This is a genomic window from Pseudomonas sp. MYb118 (genome assembly GCF_040947875.1).
Lineage (GTDB): Bacteria > Pseudomonadota > Gammaproteobacteria > Pseudomonadales > Pseudomonadaceae > Aquipseudomonas.
The window spans coordinates 2,229,460-2,245,683 of the sequence record NZ_JBFRXN010000002.1 but is presented as its reverse complement, the minus strand read 5'-3'; the positions used below and the strand labels follow the sequence as shown (position 1 = coordinate 2,245,683).

At 62.0% G+C, this 16,224-nt stretch carries 15 protein-coding genes; all 15 read right to left on the bottom strand.

Going from position 1 to position 16,224, the window contains the following annotated elements:
- Positions 1 to 265: 265 nt before the first annotated feature.
- Positions 266 to 1,150, bottom strand: coding sequence for a glycosyltransferase (locus ABVN20_RS16175; protein WP_368556712.1), 885 nt, complete (start codon positions 1,148 to 1,150; stop codon positions 266 to 268).
- The gene (locus ABVN20_RS16170; RefSeq protein ID WP_368556711.1) at positions 1,147 to 2,301 is read right to left on the bottom strand and encodes a glycosyltransferase; all 1,155 of its coding nucleotides are present in this window, start codon (positions 2,299 to 2,301) and stop codon (positions 1,147 to 1,149) included. The genes ABVN20_RS16175 and ABVN20_RS16170 overlap by 4 nt, the downstream gene beginning before the upstream one ends.
- The gene (locus ABVN20_RS16165) at positions 2,298 to 3,182 is read right to left on the bottom strand and encodes a DUF6625 family protein (RefSeq protein ID WP_368556710.1); all 885 of its coding nucleotides are present in this window, start codon (positions 3,180 to 3,182) and stop codon (positions 2,298 to 2,300) included. Before ABVN20_RS16165 ends, ABVN20_RS16170 begins: the two co-directional genes overlap by 4 nt.
- A gap of 53 nt (positions 3,183 to 3,235) precedes the next feature.
- Positions 3,236 to 4,669, bottom strand: a complete 1,434-nt coding sequence (locus ABVN20_RS16160; protein WP_368556709.1) for a PIG-L deacetylase family protein — start codon at positions 4,667 to 4,669, stop codon at positions 3,236 to 3,238.
- A gap of 8 nt (positions 4,670 to 4,677) precedes the next feature.
- Positions 4,678 to 5,574, bottom strand: coding sequence for an antimicrobial resistance protein Mig-14 (locus tag ABVN20_RS16155; protein WP_368556708.1), 897 nt, complete (start codon positions 5,572 to 5,574; stop codon positions 4,678 to 4,680).
- A complete protein-coding gene (locus ABVN20_RS16150; protein WP_368556707.1) occupies positions 5,574 to 6,704 on the bottom strand; it encodes a glycosyltransferase in 1,131 nt (376 codons plus the stop codon). The genes ABVN20_RS16155 and ABVN20_RS16150 overlap by 1 nt, the downstream gene beginning before the upstream one ends.
- Positions 6,688 to 8,445, bottom strand: a complete 1,758-nt coding sequence (locus ABVN20_RS16145) for a carbamoyltransferase (RefSeq protein ID WP_368556706.1) — start codon at positions 8,443 to 8,445, stop codon at positions 6,688 to 6,690. The genes ABVN20_RS16150 and ABVN20_RS16145 overlap by 17 nt, the downstream gene beginning before the upstream one ends.
- 151 nt (positions 8,446 to 8,596) lie before the next feature.
- A complete protein-coding gene (locus ABVN20_RS16140; RefSeq protein ID WP_368556705.1) occupies positions 8,597 to 8,932 on the bottom strand; it encodes a YceK/YidQ family lipoprotein in 336 nt (111 codons plus the stop codon).
- Positions 8,933 to 9,133: 201 nt separating this feature from the next.
- Positions 9,134 to 10,585 (bottom strand): lipopolysaccharide kinase InaA family protein, encoded by a 1,452-nt coding sequence (locus ABVN20_RS16135; protein ID WP_368556704.1) that lies wholly within the window; start codon positions 10,583 to 10,585, stop codon positions 9,134 to 9,136.
- Positions 10,585 to 11,337: a lipopolysaccharide kinase InaA family protein gene (locus tag ABVN20_RS16130; RefSeq protein ID WP_368556703.1), complete on the bottom strand. Its 753-nt coding sequence runs from the start codon at positions 11,335 to 11,337 to the stop codon at positions 10,585 to 10,587. The genes ABVN20_RS16135 and ABVN20_RS16130 overlap by 1 nt, the downstream gene beginning before the upstream one ends.
- Positions 11,334 to 12,068 (bottom strand): lipopolysaccharide kinase InaA family protein, encoded by a 735-nt coding sequence (locus ABVN20_RS16125; RefSeq protein WP_368556702.1) that lies wholly within the window; start codon positions 12,066 to 12,068, stop codon positions 11,334 to 11,336. The genes ABVN20_RS16130 and ABVN20_RS16125 overlap by 4 nt, the downstream gene beginning before the upstream one ends.
- The gene (gene rfaP / locus ABVN20_RS16120; RefSeq protein WP_368556701.1) at positions 12,068 to 12,874 is read right to left on the bottom strand and encodes a lipopolysaccharide core heptose(I) kinase RfaP; all 807 of its coding nucleotides are present in this window, start codon (positions 12,872 to 12,874) and stop codon (positions 12,068 to 12,070) included. Before rfaP ends, ABVN20_RS16125 begins: the two co-directional genes overlap by 1 nt.
- Positions 12,874 to 13,995 carry a glycosyltransferase family 4 protein gene (locus ABVN20_RS16115; protein WP_368556700.1) on the bottom strand — a complete coding sequence of 374 codons (1,122 nt, stop codon included), beginning with the start codon at positions 13,993 to 13,995 and terminating at the stop codon, positions 12,874 to 12,876. Before ABVN20_RS16115 ends, rfaP begins: the two co-directional genes overlap by 1 nt.
- On the bottom strand, positions 13,995 to 15,056 hold the full coding sequence (gene waaC, locus ABVN20_RS16110; RefSeq protein ID WP_368556699.1) for a lipopolysaccharide heptosyltransferase I: 1,062 nt from the start codon (positions 15,054 to 15,056) through the stop codon (positions 13,995 to 13,997). Before waaC ends, ABVN20_RS16115 begins: the two co-directional genes overlap by 1 nt.
- A 1-nt stretch (position 15,057) precedes the next feature.
- Positions 15,058 to 16,092, bottom strand: coding sequence for a lipopolysaccharide heptosyltransferase II (waaF, locus tag ABVN20_RS16105; protein WP_368556698.1), 1,035 nt, complete (start codon positions 16,090 to 16,092; stop codon positions 15,058 to 15,060).
- Between the last annotated feature and the right edge of the window lie 132 nt (positions 16,093 to 16,224).

The following is a 16,224-nucleotide window of genomic DNA, read 5'->3' as shown; positions in this document are numbered from 1 at the left end:
CTCCTACAGGGTCCTTGATCGTCTGTAGGAGCGAGCTTGCTCGCGATGGTCGTCAACGATGACGCGGGCAGGCAGATGCCCTGCGGTGCCTGACACAGCATCGCGAGCGAGCTCGCTCCTACAGGGTCTTTGATCGTCTGTAGGAGCGAGCTTGCTCGCGATGGTCGTCAACGATGACGTGGGAAGACAGATGTGCCGCGGTGCCTGACCCGACATCGCGAGCAAGCTCGCTCCTACAGGGGTCGTGTGCCAGCGAGCAATGGGCTCAGTCTTTCTCCAGCGGCGAGAAGTACAGGCGCCCCAACCCCCGCCAGGTTTTCTTGTTCCACGCCTTGAACGGAATCTGCGCCAGCAGCTCTCGCGCCAGTTTGCGGTCGCGATTGGCGGTCTTGAGGAACATCGAGCTGAGGAACCGGTAGCGCACGAATTCGTACATCGGGTGATCGCTGAACAGGGCGTAGGTGCGCAGGATGTTGTCGATCATGAAACGGTGGTTCTTGTAGGAGTTGGTGGCGTGCTTGCGATAGCGCGCCATCAGCACGCTCAGGCCATCAATGAAGTAACCGGCATGGGTCACTTTCAATTCGATCAGCAGGTCCTCCAGGCGGATCGTCGGGTCGAAGCCTCCGACCTTGTCCAGCGCCTCGCGGCGGATCATCAGGGTTGGCGCCGGCGGATAAGGCTTGCGCTCAAGGAACATGTCGTCGAAGTCCAGGCGGCGGAACGGCACATCGCGACGCTGGCGCGACTCCGGGTACGGGACCCCGTCGGCATCCATCAGCTCGATGTTGCCTGCGCAGATACCCACCTCCGGCTTGCCGTCCATGTGCGCCACCTGGATGGCGATGCGCTCGGGCAGCATGATGTCATCGGAGCCGAAGGGTACGATCAGACTGCCCTTCGCCCGTGCAATGGCGCCATTGAGGGTGTTGGTCAGCCCCTGGTTCTGCTGCACACGGAAATCGAAGCCATGTTGCGCCTGCAACGCCTCGATGCGCACGACGCTGTCATCGCTGGAGCCATCATCCACCACCAGCAACTCGATATTCGCGTAGGTCTGGTTGAGGACGCTGAGAATGCTTTCCTCGATGTAGCGACCATGGTTATACGACGCGATGATGACCGTGACGATGGGTTGTGCGTCGCTCATGCTTGCTCCTTGCGCGCCTGGCTCAGGCCAGAGTCGATCAACTCCAGGTATTCCTGGCGGAACACCTCGATGTCGTGCTGTTCCTGAAGATAACGATAGGCCTGTTCGCCCTTGGCCTTGAGATCGTCGTCCGACAGCCCGAGGTAGTCATCCAGCGCCGCGACCAGGCTCGGCACGTCCTTTGGCGTGATCGCCCGGCCGCCTGCGCCCTGGATCAGTGGCAGCATGGCCGGCACGTCCGAAGCGATCACCGGCAGATGGCCGCTCATGCCTTCCAGCAGCGCCAGCCCGAGGCCTTCGGCCAGCGATGGCATGGTCCAGATGTCGAACGCGCGTACGTATTGCAGGGCGTTTTCCTTGAAACCCAGCAAATGCGCACGCCCGGCCAGCCCCAGCCGTTCGATCTCGGCCGCCAGGCGCGACTCTTCGCGACCGGCCCCGATAATTGCCAACTGACTGTTGGGGTACTTGTCCTTGAGTGTGGCAAACGCCTGCAACAGGTAGGTGTGCCCCTTGACCGGCACCAGGCGACCCAGCGCGCCAATCAGGCGTACCGAAGGGTCGATACCGAGCATTTCCCGGGCGCGCTCGCGGCTGTGCTGCAAACCTTCGGCCTGCTCGATGTCGATGGCGTTGGTGATGGCCCAGGTGTTTTCGTCGGTAAACCCGCAGTCGCAGTCCAGCAGGTACTGTTTGACCGCTGGCGATACACCGACGAAACGCCAGTGACGATCAATCAGACGCTGGGTCTGGCGGCGTCGGTAGAAGCGATCGTACTCACCAAAACCGTGGGAGATACCGATGCACAGCGGCACCTTCAGCCAGCGGTTGAGCGCGAGCATCATGTTCACCGGTTTGAAGCGGTTGCAGATCACCACATCGAATTTTTCTTTGCGGCAAAACTGATACAGCCGCCACATGGCACGCAGGCGCATGCCCTTGAGCGATTTGTCGGAGAACTCGAAATACACCGAGCGCACAGCCCGGCTCACGGCTTCGCCGGGCCCAGGCTTGCCACGCAGGAACGCAGCGGTCACTTCATAGCGATCGGTGGGCAAGGCCTTGACGATCTGCTCTGCCAGGTCGGCAAAGTCATGGGCTTTGACATTGTAGTCAGGCTGCAACTGCAGCACCTTCAACCGCTGGCTCATAACGCTCCCCGGTGAAAACCCGTCTCATCAATGATCCAGTCAGGCTCGGCGGCCAGGCGCTTGATCTCTGCCGGGTCGGGTTGCGGCAGTTGCGACCACTCGTTGCGCTTCCAGCAGACGAAGTGGAAATACGGAAACTCGCGCTCGCCATCCCGATCATTGGTGACCGTGCCATCGCGCCAGAACCACCGGTGCGGAAAGTTTTCCGTACCGTCATGCCACTTGATGCAGCCACCCGGCGTGCTGAATGCCTCGGTGAATTCACTGCGTCGGCGCCACGGGTTGAACTTGCCCACCAGTTTGAACAATGGCTCGGGGAAGTTCTTGCGCCAGAGGAAGATCCGGCTGAAGGCACCTTCATCCAGGGCATGGTGCTTCTCGTCCGTGAACCGCGCTTCCCAGTCCTTGATCTTGCGAAACAGCTGACGCTTGCGCTCGGTATTTCTGATCAGGCAAAGATGCCCTGCCACGCGCCGCTCATGGGTCGAGTACAGGTCGTAGGAGGCGAGTCGGTCCGCGGTGAAGTATTTGCGCAGATCGCCGTACACCAGATCAATGTCGCCGAACCCCCAGAAATCATAGCCTTCCAGGCGATCGGCGTGGATGAGACCGAACGCCGGCCGGATATCGCACAGCTTGTAGGCCTGGGTCGGCGCGAAGTCGATGTCCAGCCGTTGGGAGACCACGCCACAGTAGTCGCTGAACGTCATGCACTCGATGGTCACGTTGGGCGGCAGATTCTCCGGCACCCCGCAATCGGTGAACATCAGCCAGTCGATGTCGGGATTACGCCGGCAACTCTCCAGGAAAAACGGCATCCAGAAGGGCCAGCGGCCGAAGTAGGGCATCAGGAACAAAATACGGGGGCATGGATTGATCACGAAAAACTCACTGTAAATGCTGGGAACCCTGGCCGATCGGGCAGGGTTGTCGTTCAGTTCTGCGGTCCGGATGACTCACCATGCTTGAGTATCCAGAACAGCTCCTGGCGGCGGACCGCCTTGCGGAAGAACTCATTCTCTCCATAGACAGGCGGCACTCTTCTGGCCAGCAACCATTGCAGCAATCGCCGCAGTCGCCGCTTGAACGGCATGCGCGGTTGCAAGTCGTGCATCATCCCCAGCGCCATGGCTTTATCCCGCTGCAGTGGCAGGGGAACCGGCAGGCAATAGGGTTGCATCGGCACCGTCGGGTCGAACGCCGGCGGCAGCGCAATGCCATGGCCGGCATCGCCCATGGGCCAGCGATCATTGTCGTGCAGGTGGTTGGCATACCCGAGCAAGGTGGTCGGTTGCCATTCCAGGCCTTGCAGCGCCTCGAGGACCGCCTGCTGCGCACAAATGTGGTCCGGGTGCGGGTCGAGCGTCGGGTGCGGCAACACGATGACTTCAGGGCGCGCCCGCAGCAGCAGTTCGCGCAGGTCCGCCACCAGGTTGTTCCAGGTCGGCGCGCCATCGGCGTCCCCCGGCAAGGCGAACGGGTTCAACTGGCGGAACAGCCGCGTGTCCTCCATCTGCGCTTCGCGGGAGCCCACCGGCCGCGATGGTGCCGCCTGCATCGCCGCCAGTTGCAGGCAGAAATAGCCCAGTTGCACGCAACGGGCTTGCGCAACTCCGGCCCAACGCGGCACGGCAATGCTGTCCCAGGCCCGCAAGCGCCCTTTCAGCCGCGCGGCCTCGACCGGGTCCAGACCCATCTGCTGATAATGCTGCGCTTCGATCTCACCGGCGGTGAGGGTGACGATCCAGGCCTCGTCGGCCTGACTGTACAAACCATAAGCCGCCAGCTCGGCATCGTCGGCGTGGGGCGCGATCACCATCACCCGCTGACGGCGATAATCCGGCTGTTCGAAGGCCCAGAGTACCGGCTCGCCGGACACCCGGCAGAAACGTCCGCGCAATCTCAACTCGCCACGCGAGAGCACCTGCGCCTGGCCACTGAGGTTCAGATAACGCAGCCCGTTGGCACCCCGTTCGAAGGTTTGCCAATCGGGATGATCGCCCCCGGACAGCTCCACCGCCGGGTCGAAAAAGCGCCCCAGCCAGGTGCTTTTGATCCGCACCGCCAGTATCAGCGTCGCGTCGTCCACCAGCATGACGCCTTCATCCAGGCGCAAGCGCTCGCCGTCCAGATGAACCCGGGGCTGCGGCGTGTAGGGCGGGAAGCTGTAGGCGTAATCATCCCTGGGCGAATAGAACAGATGGTCGGCGAACCAGGCTTCGTGGGCGATCCAGCCCAGCACCGCCAACACCAGCGGCAGCCACCAGGCCACCAGCACGCCAAGAACGATCAGCACCGCCAGCGCGATCAGCAGAGCGATGCGCTTGTTGCGTCGGTGGCGCTTGAGCAGTTGTTGTTTACGACTCATGGGCGGGCTCATACGGTGAAAACCGGCACAGGATTACACCAGCGGTCCTTGTATTCACGGTCGGCGCGACCAAAGGAAAAGCGCAGTGGCTTGTCCAGCGCCCGCGCATGTTCCCAGGCGCTCTGGGTATTGAGAAAGCTCAACACGCTGCCGGGGCTGAATTCGCGGGTTTCGGGGTCGACGCCACCATTGATGTATTCGACGCTGATCCATTGCGGCGCTTCGACGCGATAAACCAGTTGGATCGCGATGGGCGCGTCCTTGAGGAAAATCACCGAGCCGATCAACAGGTCGCGCAGCAACTCGATCACCTCGGCCATGCGCTCGGCACCGGTCGCCGGGAAGCCCCAGCGGCGCTGGAACAGGTCGCAGTAGATCGCCGCCAGCTCGGCGCTGGAAAACTCGCCGACCGGCCGCACCACGCCGCCCGCCTCTTCCAGCAGACGCAACTCGCGACGCTGGTTATAGCGGAACTTCTTCGACAGTTCTTCCGGCGTGCGGGCCATGGCCAACTGCTCTGCCTGCAGCTTGATGCCGCTGAAGCGACCTTCATTCAAGGCCGAGAGATAACGCGCGCGATGGCGCAGAGGGACCTGGCTGTCAGCCGCTGCCGGCAGGATGATTTCGGCATTGCCGAGGTCGAACAAACCCTTCTTGCCGTGGCGTTTGAGCACATCCTTGGACAGGGCGAGGTCGCGCCCCCAGGTGGCAATCGCAGCCTGCACATCGCCGTTCGGCGCCCAGGCCAGATAACGCACCGGGATGTTGGCCAACTGTGCCAGGCGCTCGACCACCATGGGATGCGTGGCGACGCTGCCGCCATATCGCTGCCAGGTGTCGGCATAGGTCGGGGCGTCGATCACCGCCCAGCCACGTTCGCGCCATCCTTGAAATCGGTTGAGCATCAACCCCTCGCCGCCAGTTCGGTGACGTTGGGCAAATGCCAGAAAGCATCGCGCACCGCGCGGTCAGAGAAGCGTTCACGCAGGCGCTCGAGCATCAGCTCGGCACATTGGCGACGCTGTTGCTCATCCATCGCCGCCAGGTGTTGCAGCCCCTGGGCCAGGCGCTCGGCATCGCCCAGGGGGAAGAGAATGCCCACCCCTTCGACGACTTCCTTCGCCCCACCGCAAGCAGTCGCCAGCAGTGGCACACCGGCCGCCATGGCTTCCAGCAACACCATGCCGAACGGCTCGTGATCGGAGGTCAGGGCAAATACATCGAAGGCGCGGAAATAGCGACGGGCTTCAGGCACCTGGCCAAGAAACAGCACACGGTCACCGATCCCCAGCTCCCGGGCCATGGCCTTGAGCTCCTGCTCCAATCGGCCGATACCGAGAATCACCAGTTGACTGTTGGCTGGCAACCCCGGCAATGCGGCGGCGAAGCCGTGCAGCAAGGTGGTCTGATCCTTGTCCGGATGCAAACGGCCAACATTGCCGATGATCCATGCATCCATGGAAAGCCCCAGGGTTTCCCGGGCCTCACGGACGGTGGCATGGTCGTCCTGCAGATTTTGCACATCAATGCGGTTGTACAGCGTCTGAATCCGGTTCGCCGGCCATTTCGGCAGGCAACGGCGGATGTCATCGCGCACCGCATCGGAGACCCCAAGCAGGCTCAGGCGCTTGCGGAAAAAATTGGCGAAGAACCGACGCCCGCCGCGCTCGTAATCGTCAAAGGCGTGGTGAACACCGATGACCGGCAACGACGTGCCCAACAAGGCAATGTAGATCGGCTTGAACCGGTGAGCGATGCAGAAACTGAAGTTGCGCGATGCGGCGATCTTGCGCAGATCGCTGATGGCGCCCAGTTTCAGGCCACGAATGGCCCGGGAACTGTATTCCATGAACAACACTTCGTCCGACGCGCAGCTCGCGGCGACCTGAGCATCGGCAACCCCGGTCAGAAAAACCGTCGTCACACGATAACCGGTCCCCGCGAACAGGCTGGCGTACTGCCGGGCACAGTCCAGAAACGGACCGTCATAGCCGTGACAGAACTGCAGCACATGGCGTTCAGCCGAGCGTGTCATAGGCGTCCGCACCCTCTTTGACCACGAGAATGTCTTCCATGATCAGATACTGTAGGTCGGAACCGAAGAACATGTTCAGTGCATCCGTCGGCGAGCAGATCATCGGCTCGCCACGGCGGTTGAGCGAAGTGTTCAGCGACACGCCGTTACCGGTCAGGTCTTCCAGCGCCTTCATCATGTCGTAGTAGCGCGGGTTGTATTCGCGCTTGAGTACCTGGGCCCGGGAAGTGCCATCTTCATGGACAACTTCCGGTACGCGGGTCTTCCACTCTTCAGCCACTTCGAAGGTGAAGGTCATGAACGGCGCGGGGTGATCGACCTTGATCATCTGCGGCGCGACAGTGTCGAGCATCGACGGGCAGAAAGGCCTCCAGCGCTCGCGGAACTTGATCTGGTGGTTGATGCGGTCAGCCACGCCCGCCACGCTCGGGCAACCGATGATCGAACGTCCGCCCAGGGCACGGGGACCGAACTCCATGCGGCCCTGGAACCAGGCCACCGGGTTGCCGTCGACCATGATTTTGGCGATCTGCTGCGGCATGTTGTCGAGCTTGCGCCACTTCGGCTTGTCGGCATGGCGGGCACAGGCGGCGATCACGTCTTCGTTGCTGTAGGACGGGCCGAGGTAGACGTGTTCCATCTTCTCGACCGGCACGCCACGGGCGTGGGATACGTAGGCCGCAGCGCCAACCGCGGTGCCGGCATCGCCGGACGCTGGCTGCACGAACAGCTCCTTGACGTCATCGCGGGCGATGATTTTCTGGTTCAGCTTGACGTTCAACGCACAGCCACCGGCGAAGGCCAGCTTGCCGGTTTCCTTGAGCACGTCGCCCAGGTAGTAGTCGATCATCTGCAGCGCGATCTTTTCGAACAGCGCCTGCATGCTGGCGGCGTAGTGGATGTACGGCTCGTCGGCGATGTCGCCTTCGCGCTTCGGACCCAGCCACTCGATCAGCTTCGGCGAGAAGTAGAAACCCTTGCCCTTCTCTTTATAGCGACGCAGGCCGATGACGTTGGCGTAGTCGGTATTGATCACCAGCTCGCCGTTTTCGAACGAGGCCAGGCGCGAGAAATCGTATTTGCTGGCGTCGCCGTACGGCGCCATGCCCATGACCTTGAACTCGCCATCGAGCATTTCGAAACCGAGGAACTCGGTGATCGCGCCATACAGGCCACCGAGGGAGTCCGGATCGAAGAATTCCTTGATCTTGTGGATCTTGCCGTTTTCGCCATAACCGAAGAAGGTCGTGGCGTACTCACCCTTGCCGTCGATCCCGAGGATCGCGGTTTTCTCCTTGAAGCCGGAGCAGTGGTAAGCGCTGGAGGCGTGAGCCAGGTGGTGTTCGACCGGCTCGATCTTGATCTTTTTCGGATCAAAGCCCAATTGCTCGAGGCACCAGACGATTTTGTTGCGATAGCGCTTGTAGCGACGGTTGCCCATCAGAATCGCGTCAAGGGCGCGATCCGGGGCGTACCAGTAACGCTTGGCATAGTGCCAGCGGGCCTTGCCGAACAGGCTGATCGGTGCGAACGGGATCGCCACCACGTCAACGTCGGATGGCTTGATGCCGGCCTGTTCCAGACAGAACTTCGCCGACTCGTAAGGCATGCGGTTCTTTGCATGTTTATCGCGTACGAAGCGTTCTTCCTCTGCCGCCGCGACCAGTTTGCCGTCGATGTACAAGGCTGCGGAAGGATCATGGCTAAGGGCGCCGGACAGGCCAAGAATCGTCAATGCCACAGGGGTCTAGCCTCTCAAGTCTGCGTGCAGGCGCAAGGCGCCTCAAAATGGATGTGCCCTCGCAAAGGGCGAGAGACAGCTAAAGGGCGGGATTATAGCGTAAAGATGGCAGGAATGACCCACCGGGTTGTCAGCGCAACGCAGATGTTCATCAACGGGGTGCGCTTCGCCAATGGATGCGCATGCTGCCGTCGGTTGCCTGGCGGTAGATCGTGTAAGGCAGCACGACCGTATCGAGGACGCCCGAGAGGGTGAGGTCCAGCACGACGAACGAAGCGAGGTAGCCACCGGGTTCCGGCGGCGCATTCAACACACAGAAATCATAGGCCAGCCCGCTGTAGACGCGCGGGATCGACTGACAGTAAGTCTTGTGTTTGCGCAGGCCGCTGACGGCATCTTCTTCACCCTGCAAAACCGTGAGAGCGGTCCCGCAGCCCGATAGCGCCAACGAGCAGGCGCCCAGTACAACAGCCATTTTAATCGTCAAGAATTGCCCTCCATGAACGTCAGGCAAACTAGCACCCTGGCCATGGAGAGCCCAGTTCATGGGGGCTACAGATTGCGTAGGAGAGTTCAGATGAGCTTGTCTCCTGACCTCTGCAGTTCAGGAGGAAGCCATCGCGGGCAAGCCCGCTCCTACAGGAAATCGACGTATTCCTGTGGGAACGGGCTTGCCCGCGATGGATTCTCAACTGGCGCTGGAGATGTCCCTGGGCAGCCGCTGATCAATGACCTGATACAACGCACTCTGCTCAGGCCAGTTGCGCATGAACCTCGCCCTGTCCCGCGCATAGGCCGGGGCGAAGCTGCTCAGTGAAGCGTGCTGGCACATCGCATCCAGGTCGATCAGCGCCCAGCGATCCTCCTGCCAGAACAGGTTGTGCCCCTTGAAGTCGCCGTGGCTGATTCGCGCGCCAATCAGCTCGGCGAACAGGTGATCCAGCGCCGCCAGCTCAGCCTCCGGTGCTTCACCATTTTCAACGTAGGGCGCAAAGCGCTCGATGATGTCCGGCCCCGGCAGGTGCTCGGTCACCAGGTAAGCCCGGCTGCGCAGCCAGAAGAAGCGTTTTTCCAGGACCGCCAGCGGCTTGGGTGTGGCAATGCCCAGAAACGCCAGGCGATTGCCTTCGCGCCAGGAGTGCCAGGCACGGCTTGGACGCCAGAAGCGCTTGAGCCAGTGGGCAAAGTTCTTGATGTTGTAACGCTTGATCACCAGCGTACGCCCGGCTGCGTCGACCTTGCCGACACTGGCCGCACCGCCGGTCTTGTACAGATGGCCCTGATCGAGCAGTGCATCCGCCTGTTCCAGCACGGGCAGCATGGCCGTTTCCTCTTCGCGGCGGATCGCCCGCAAGCCGAACGCCCCACGCTGCACACTGAACAGTGTGCATTCGCGGCCGACCTTGATGAGAAAGTCCTTCAGGCGCCAGCTGCGCACCTTGTCGATCTGCTTCTGCAAGGCTTCCATCGGCAGGGCATGCTCGCCGTTGCTCAGCAGGTAATACACCAGCAGCTCTTCGGTGAACGGCTCCAGCGACTTGGGCAACTGAGCGAAAAACACCCCGAGGTTTTCCAGGACTTTCTGTCGCGACAGCGGCTGGCCAGGGGTTTCACTGCGAATGCCGGCGCCATCGATCAGATACAACCGACCACGCTGACGCAGCAGGTTGTCCAGATGCAGATCCTCCTGCCACAACCCCTTGCGGTGCATTTGCCCGATCGCGCCCAGCGCTTCGGCCAGCACCGCCGTCTGCTCATCGGCCAGGGCCGGCAGGTGCTCGACCTGCTGCCAGGCATCGCCCAGGCTGTCGGCACCTTCGAGGAAGTCGAACAACAGCCAACCGCCCTCGCCTTCCTTCAGGCCATCGACCAGCAACTGTGGCGTGGTCAGCCCTTGCGCAGCGAGCAGATGCACACCGTCGCGCTCACGCTGAAAATGCCGGGCCGCCTTGCTACCCACCAGCAGCTTGGCCAGCACCGGCCGACCGCGCCAGACTCCGGCACCGACGTAGCGCTGCCCCGGCAACACCCGCAACAGGCTCAACAGCTGCAACTCAGCCGGGCCGGCGGCATCCGCCAGGGTCAGGCTCAGGGGCAGGCTCGGCTGGCGACCGGCCGCCTTCAGTTCAGACAAACGCATCAGCCCGCCCTCTTGTAGCTGCGCCGAGCGGTCAAGCGCGTCAGCCAGTTGTCGATCAGCGAGCTGTCTTGCGGTTGATCCAGGTAGGCCGCCAACAATTCGCGCAAGTTGGCTTCATTCCACTCCCGCGCTCGCCGTGTAAGCGGCTCCAGGTCCTTGACCCGGTCACGCTGACCGAACAGCAACGGACGGGTTTTCTCCAGGTCGATCAACTGGGCGCCGTAACCGTCGCCAGTGGCCTGGAGAAAAATATGTTTGGGGTAAAAACAACCATGCACCTGACGTGCCCCGTGCAGGCGCCTCGCCAGTTGCCCACAGGCCTTGAGAATGGCCGAATGCTGCGCCGGGCTCAGGTCCGACCAGCGCTGCAACAGCGAATCCAGATCATCCCAGCCATCCAGCGCACGGGTCAGCAGGATCGCCCGAACATCACCATCGACTTTGCGCTCGCCGAAGAACGACGCCTTCAGTGCCGGAATGCCGAGCTGCTCATAACGGCTGATGTTGCGAAACTCCCGGGCGAAGCTCGGTTCGCCGAACGGCGCATGCAAGGTGTACATCTGATAATTGCTTTGGCGCTTGAGGTAAAAGCCGCGCCCCTCGAGATCCAGGCGAAACACGCTGCTCCAGCCACCGCGCGCGGTGTTGGGTTCGTCCACGGCTTCAAGCTGCTTGGCCCACAAGGCATCGAAGGTGCCGAGACCATGACGCTCCAGGAGCGCACGGTCTTCAGCGGCCAGAAAATCAGTCATTCGCGTCCCTCGAAAAATCTCACCACGTGCCGGATACGCTTTTTATCCGCGTCATTCAGGCGCGCGCGCTGGCGGTATTGCAGGTAGAAGCGCAGGCGCTGGGTGGCCGACAGATGATACTTGGCGACCTTGTCGAGACACGCCAGATCCTTGGAAATCCGGTATTTGAGCCAGAAACCACGCCAGAAATCGCCGTTGGGGCAGTCAATGAGGAACAGCCTCGACTCATCATCGACCAGCAGGTTGCGCCACTTCAAATCGTTATGGGTGAAGCGGTTGTCGTGCATGATCCGCGTGTAAGCGGCCAATTGCCGGCTGATGTGATCGACCCAGGCGCGATCCTTGAGCTTGGGATCATTGCGCTCGGCCAAGGCATTGAGGTCTTCGGTGCGTGGCAGCTCACGGGTGATCATCGCCCCGCGGTCATAGGCCGCACCGCGCCGCTCCAGGCCCCAGGCCACGACCTCGGCCGTGGGGATACCCCACTTGGCGAAGCGCTTGAGGTTCTGCCACTCCATTTTGACCCGTGGCTTGCCCAGGTAACGACGCAGGCCCTTGCCGGCGCCCACGTAGCGCTTGACGTAATAGTTCACGCCCTTGAGCTGGACACGAACGACCTCGGACAGCGGATCGCGGGTCAACTGCTCGCCCTTAAGGGCAAACACGGCCTCAAGGCTGCCGAAATCGTCAGCCAGATCGCTGTAGGCAGGTTCCAGATTCCAGCCCGACATCAGAGCGCATCCCCGTATCGCTGCTTGCGTTCGTAAAGCTTGTTGGCCTTGCCGTCGAGCCAGGCGAGCAAAGCCGCTTCCTCTGCCAGGATCTGGCGCAGCGGCTGCTGGAAGTAGCCCTTGAGGAAACGCAGCTTGTCGCGACGGGTCAGGCCGATGTCCAGGGCCGAAAAGTACAACGCCGCCAGATCCTTGTTGCGCCAGCGCTGGGTAATCGCCGGGCGGGTCTGGGCACGGTGCAGGTCGATCACCGAAAGCTTGAAGTCTTCATGCGTCACCGGTTTGTCGGTGTGCAGCAGGAAGTGGCAGATGTAGCAGTCGCGGTGATTGACCCCGGCGCGGTGCATCATGCCGGTCATGCGTGCGACCTCGGCGATCAGCGCGCGCTTGAGCCTGGGCTCCGGCGGCTGCTTGACCCAGTCGATGCTGAAGTCTTCGAGGCTGATGGTCGGGGCCAGCTCTTCGGTGACGATGAACGAGTGCTGGTCCGCCGGGTTGCTGCCCCTTTCGCCATAGGCCACGGCGGTCATGGTCGGCACGCCGACTTCCTGCAGGCGCTGGATCGCCTGCCACTCCTGGCCGGCGCCCAGCACCGGCAGCTTGGCGGTCAGCAGGTTCTTGAAGATCTCGCCCCAGCCAATGCCGCGGTGGATCTTCACGAAAAACCCGTTGCCATCCACTTCGGTGCGCAATGTGCGCCGCGCTTCAAGCTCGCGGTACACCTCGCCCTTGAGCCCTTCGACCTCGGCGAACGGGTCGCGTCCGGCCCACAGGCTCTTGAACGGTTCAGCCAGCATCAACTTCATTAAGCGTGCTCCGCCAGAATCACATCGGCCGCGTGCTGCGGCATGCTGTAGAGGTCGGCCGTCTCGGCGAAGGCCAGACCGTTGCGGCGCCAGGCCGCCCGCGCAGGTGCATCGTTCAACATCGCCGTCAGGTATTGCGTCAGTTGTTCCTGCTCGAACGGCTCATCCAGCACCCGGCCGGCATCGGCTTCGGCAATGTAATGGGCATAGCCACACACCGCGCTGACCAGCACCGGCAAACCGGCCACCAGGGCTTCGAGCAGGACGGTCCCGGTGTTTTCGTTGTACGCCGGGTGAATCAACAGATCGGCACCGAGCAGGAAACGCGGGATATCACTGCGGCCCTTGAGGAACGTGACGTTGTCGCCAAGCCCCAGCGTGGCACTCTGCATCTGGAACAATTTGGGGTCATCCTGGCCAATTACAAACAGCCGGGTGCGTTTCTTCAGGTCGGCGGGCAACGCGGCCAGCGCCTTGAGGCTGCGGTCCACGCCCTTGGTCTTGAACCCGGAGCCGATCTGCACCAGCAACAGGTCATCGTCCTCGAGGCTGAATTCACGACGGAAATCGGCACGGATCTCGGCGGCGTTCGGCGGTGCGCGGCGATCCTGGGAAATACCCGGCGGCAACAGATGGAAACGCTCCAGCGGCGTGTCGTAATGCTTGATGAAGAGCGGTTGCTGAACCTCGGAAATCATCAGCACTTCGGTCTTGGCATCCTTGGCAAACACCGCTCGCTCGTACTCGGCGAAGTGCCGGTAGCGGCCCCAACGACGGTACAGCGAGTTGCGCAGGTTCTGTGCCTTGTCTTCGAAACAGCCGTCGGCGGCATAGTAGACGTCCAGGCCCGGCATCTTGTTGAAGCCGATCAGACGATCCACCGGGCGCTTGGCCAGGTCGGCCTCCATCCACTCAGTGAGCTTTTCGTTGCGCCGATGGTTGAAGAACGCCTTGACCGGTGCCACCAGCACTTCGAAACCAGGGGGAACATCGCCCTCCCAGATCAGCGTGTAGACACGGATCTGGTGACCACGCTGCTGGCACTCCAGGGCGATGCGCATGAAATCGCGCTGCAAACCGCCGAATGGAAAATACTTGTACAAGACAAATGCCAATTGCATCAGCGCAGCTCCTCAGCCAGTAACAACGTGCTCAGTCGGGTCGCGACACGCTCGGGATTCAGGCGTGTGAAGCACAATGGCCACTCGCGCTTGAGGTCGAACCGGCGGGCATCTTCGGCCGTCGGTTGATAAGTGCATTTCTTTGACAGGCACGGCGCGCAGGGGAAGTCACTGGCAATGTGAATCTGCGATTTGCCATAGGCGCCGGTCAATCCGGGGTTGGTCGGACCGAACAGCGACAGCGTCGGCACATCGAGCGCAGCGGCCAGATGCCCAAGGCCCGTGTCCACCGCCACGCAGGCCTGCGCGCCGGCCAGAACCTTGCCGACACCTGCCAGATTCAGCCGGGGCAGCACTTCGACATGGCGCATGTCCTTGGCGATCCGCTCGGCGCGGGCCTTTTCCGCCGGGTTGCCCCAGGCCAGCTTCACGCCGACACCCAGGTAGCCAACCCGCTCGGCCAGTTCGCGCCAGTAGGCTTCGGGCCAGTGTTTGGTGTCCCAGGTGGTGCCATGCAGGAACAGCACGTAGGGGTTCTTGCGCGGCAATTCCACCAGACGCTCGACGCTCAGGCCGTAATCCCCCAACCCCTTGGGCAGGTCGTAACCCAGCGCAATGGCAAACAACTGACGCACGCGCTCCACGGCATGCTGGCCGCGCGCAACCGACAGGCGCCGGTCGTAAAAACGCGCCGCGATCGGCTCCCGGGCGGAGTTTTTATCCAGGCCCGCCACCGGCGCCTTGATGTAACGGGTGAGCCAGGCGCTCTTCAACAGGCCCTGAGCATCAATCACCAGGTCATATTTGGTGGCACGAACACTTTGCTTGAAGCGCTTCCACTCGCCACTCTTGATGGTCTGCCAGAGGTTTTTGCGCCAGCGGCGAATCGCCACCGGAATGACCTTGCCCACGGCAGGGTGCCAGGTCGGGATCTCGGCGAAGCCTTCTTCCACCACCCAGTCGAACGTGATGCCGGGAATCGCCCGGGCCGCGTCGGTCAACGCCGGCAACGCGTGAATCACGTCGCCCAGCGAAGAAGTCTTGATCAGCAGAACCCGCAAACTATTGGACCTCGACCGCTGTGCCCTGCAACTTCTGCAAGGCTTCGTTCACCGCTTGCGGCATCAGTTGGCGCAGGCAGTTGTAATGACCGAAACGGCACGTGCGATCAAAGCACGGGCTGCATTCGATGCCCAGGCGCACGATCTCCACGTGCTCGGCCAGTGGCGGGGTGAAGCCCGGCGATGTCGAGCCATAGACCGCCACCAGCGGACGGTTCAGCGCCGCCGCGACGTGCATCAGGCCCGAGTCGTTGGACACCACCGAGTCGGCGCAGGACAACAGGTCGATGGCTTCGGCCAGGGACGTGCCGCCACTGAGGTTGACCGACTCCTCGCGCAGGCCGGGGATCAGCCGCGCGCGGATGTCTTCGCCCACCCCATGGTCGTTTTTCGAACCGAACAACCAGACTTGCCAGCCCTCACGGATCTTCGCCTCGGCGACCTTGGCGTAATGCTCGGATGGCCAGCGCTTGGATTCGCCGAACTCGGCGCCAGGACACAGCGCCAGCACCGGACGGTCGAGGGTCAGGCCGAATTTCGCCAGCGCCGCTTCACGGGTGACCGGGTCGATCTGCAGGGACGGCCTTGGATAGGGCTTGGGCAGTTCAAGACCGGGCTCGTAGGCCAGGGCCATGAAACGCTCGATCATCAGCGGGTAACGCTCTTTGTCCAGCGTGCGCACATCATTGAGCAAGCCGTAGCGGAACTCGCCACGCCAGCCGGTGCGCTTGGGAATGCCGGCAAAAAACGGCACCAGTGCGGACTTCAGGGAATTGGGCAGCAGGATCGCCTGGTCGTACTGACCGGCCAGGGATTTGCCGATGCGCCGGCGAGTCGCCAGCTCCAGCACGCCGTGGCCGAGCGGGAAGCTCAAGGCCTGGCGAACTTCGGGCATGCGTTCGAGAATCGGCCGGCTCCACTCGGGGGCCAGGACATTGATCTCGCATTGCGGGTGGCGCTGCTTGAGACACTGGAACAGTGTCTGCGCCATCACCATGTCACCGACCCAACTGGGCCCAACGATCAGAATTTTCATGTGGTTTCCAAAAACGAACCGGGGAGGCATACGCCTCCCCGCCTCGAGAATTCTACAAAACACTGCATTGCAACTGTAGGAGCGAGCTTGTCGAGGCGTCGAACCGTCGCGATGGCGGTGTCTCAGTCAACA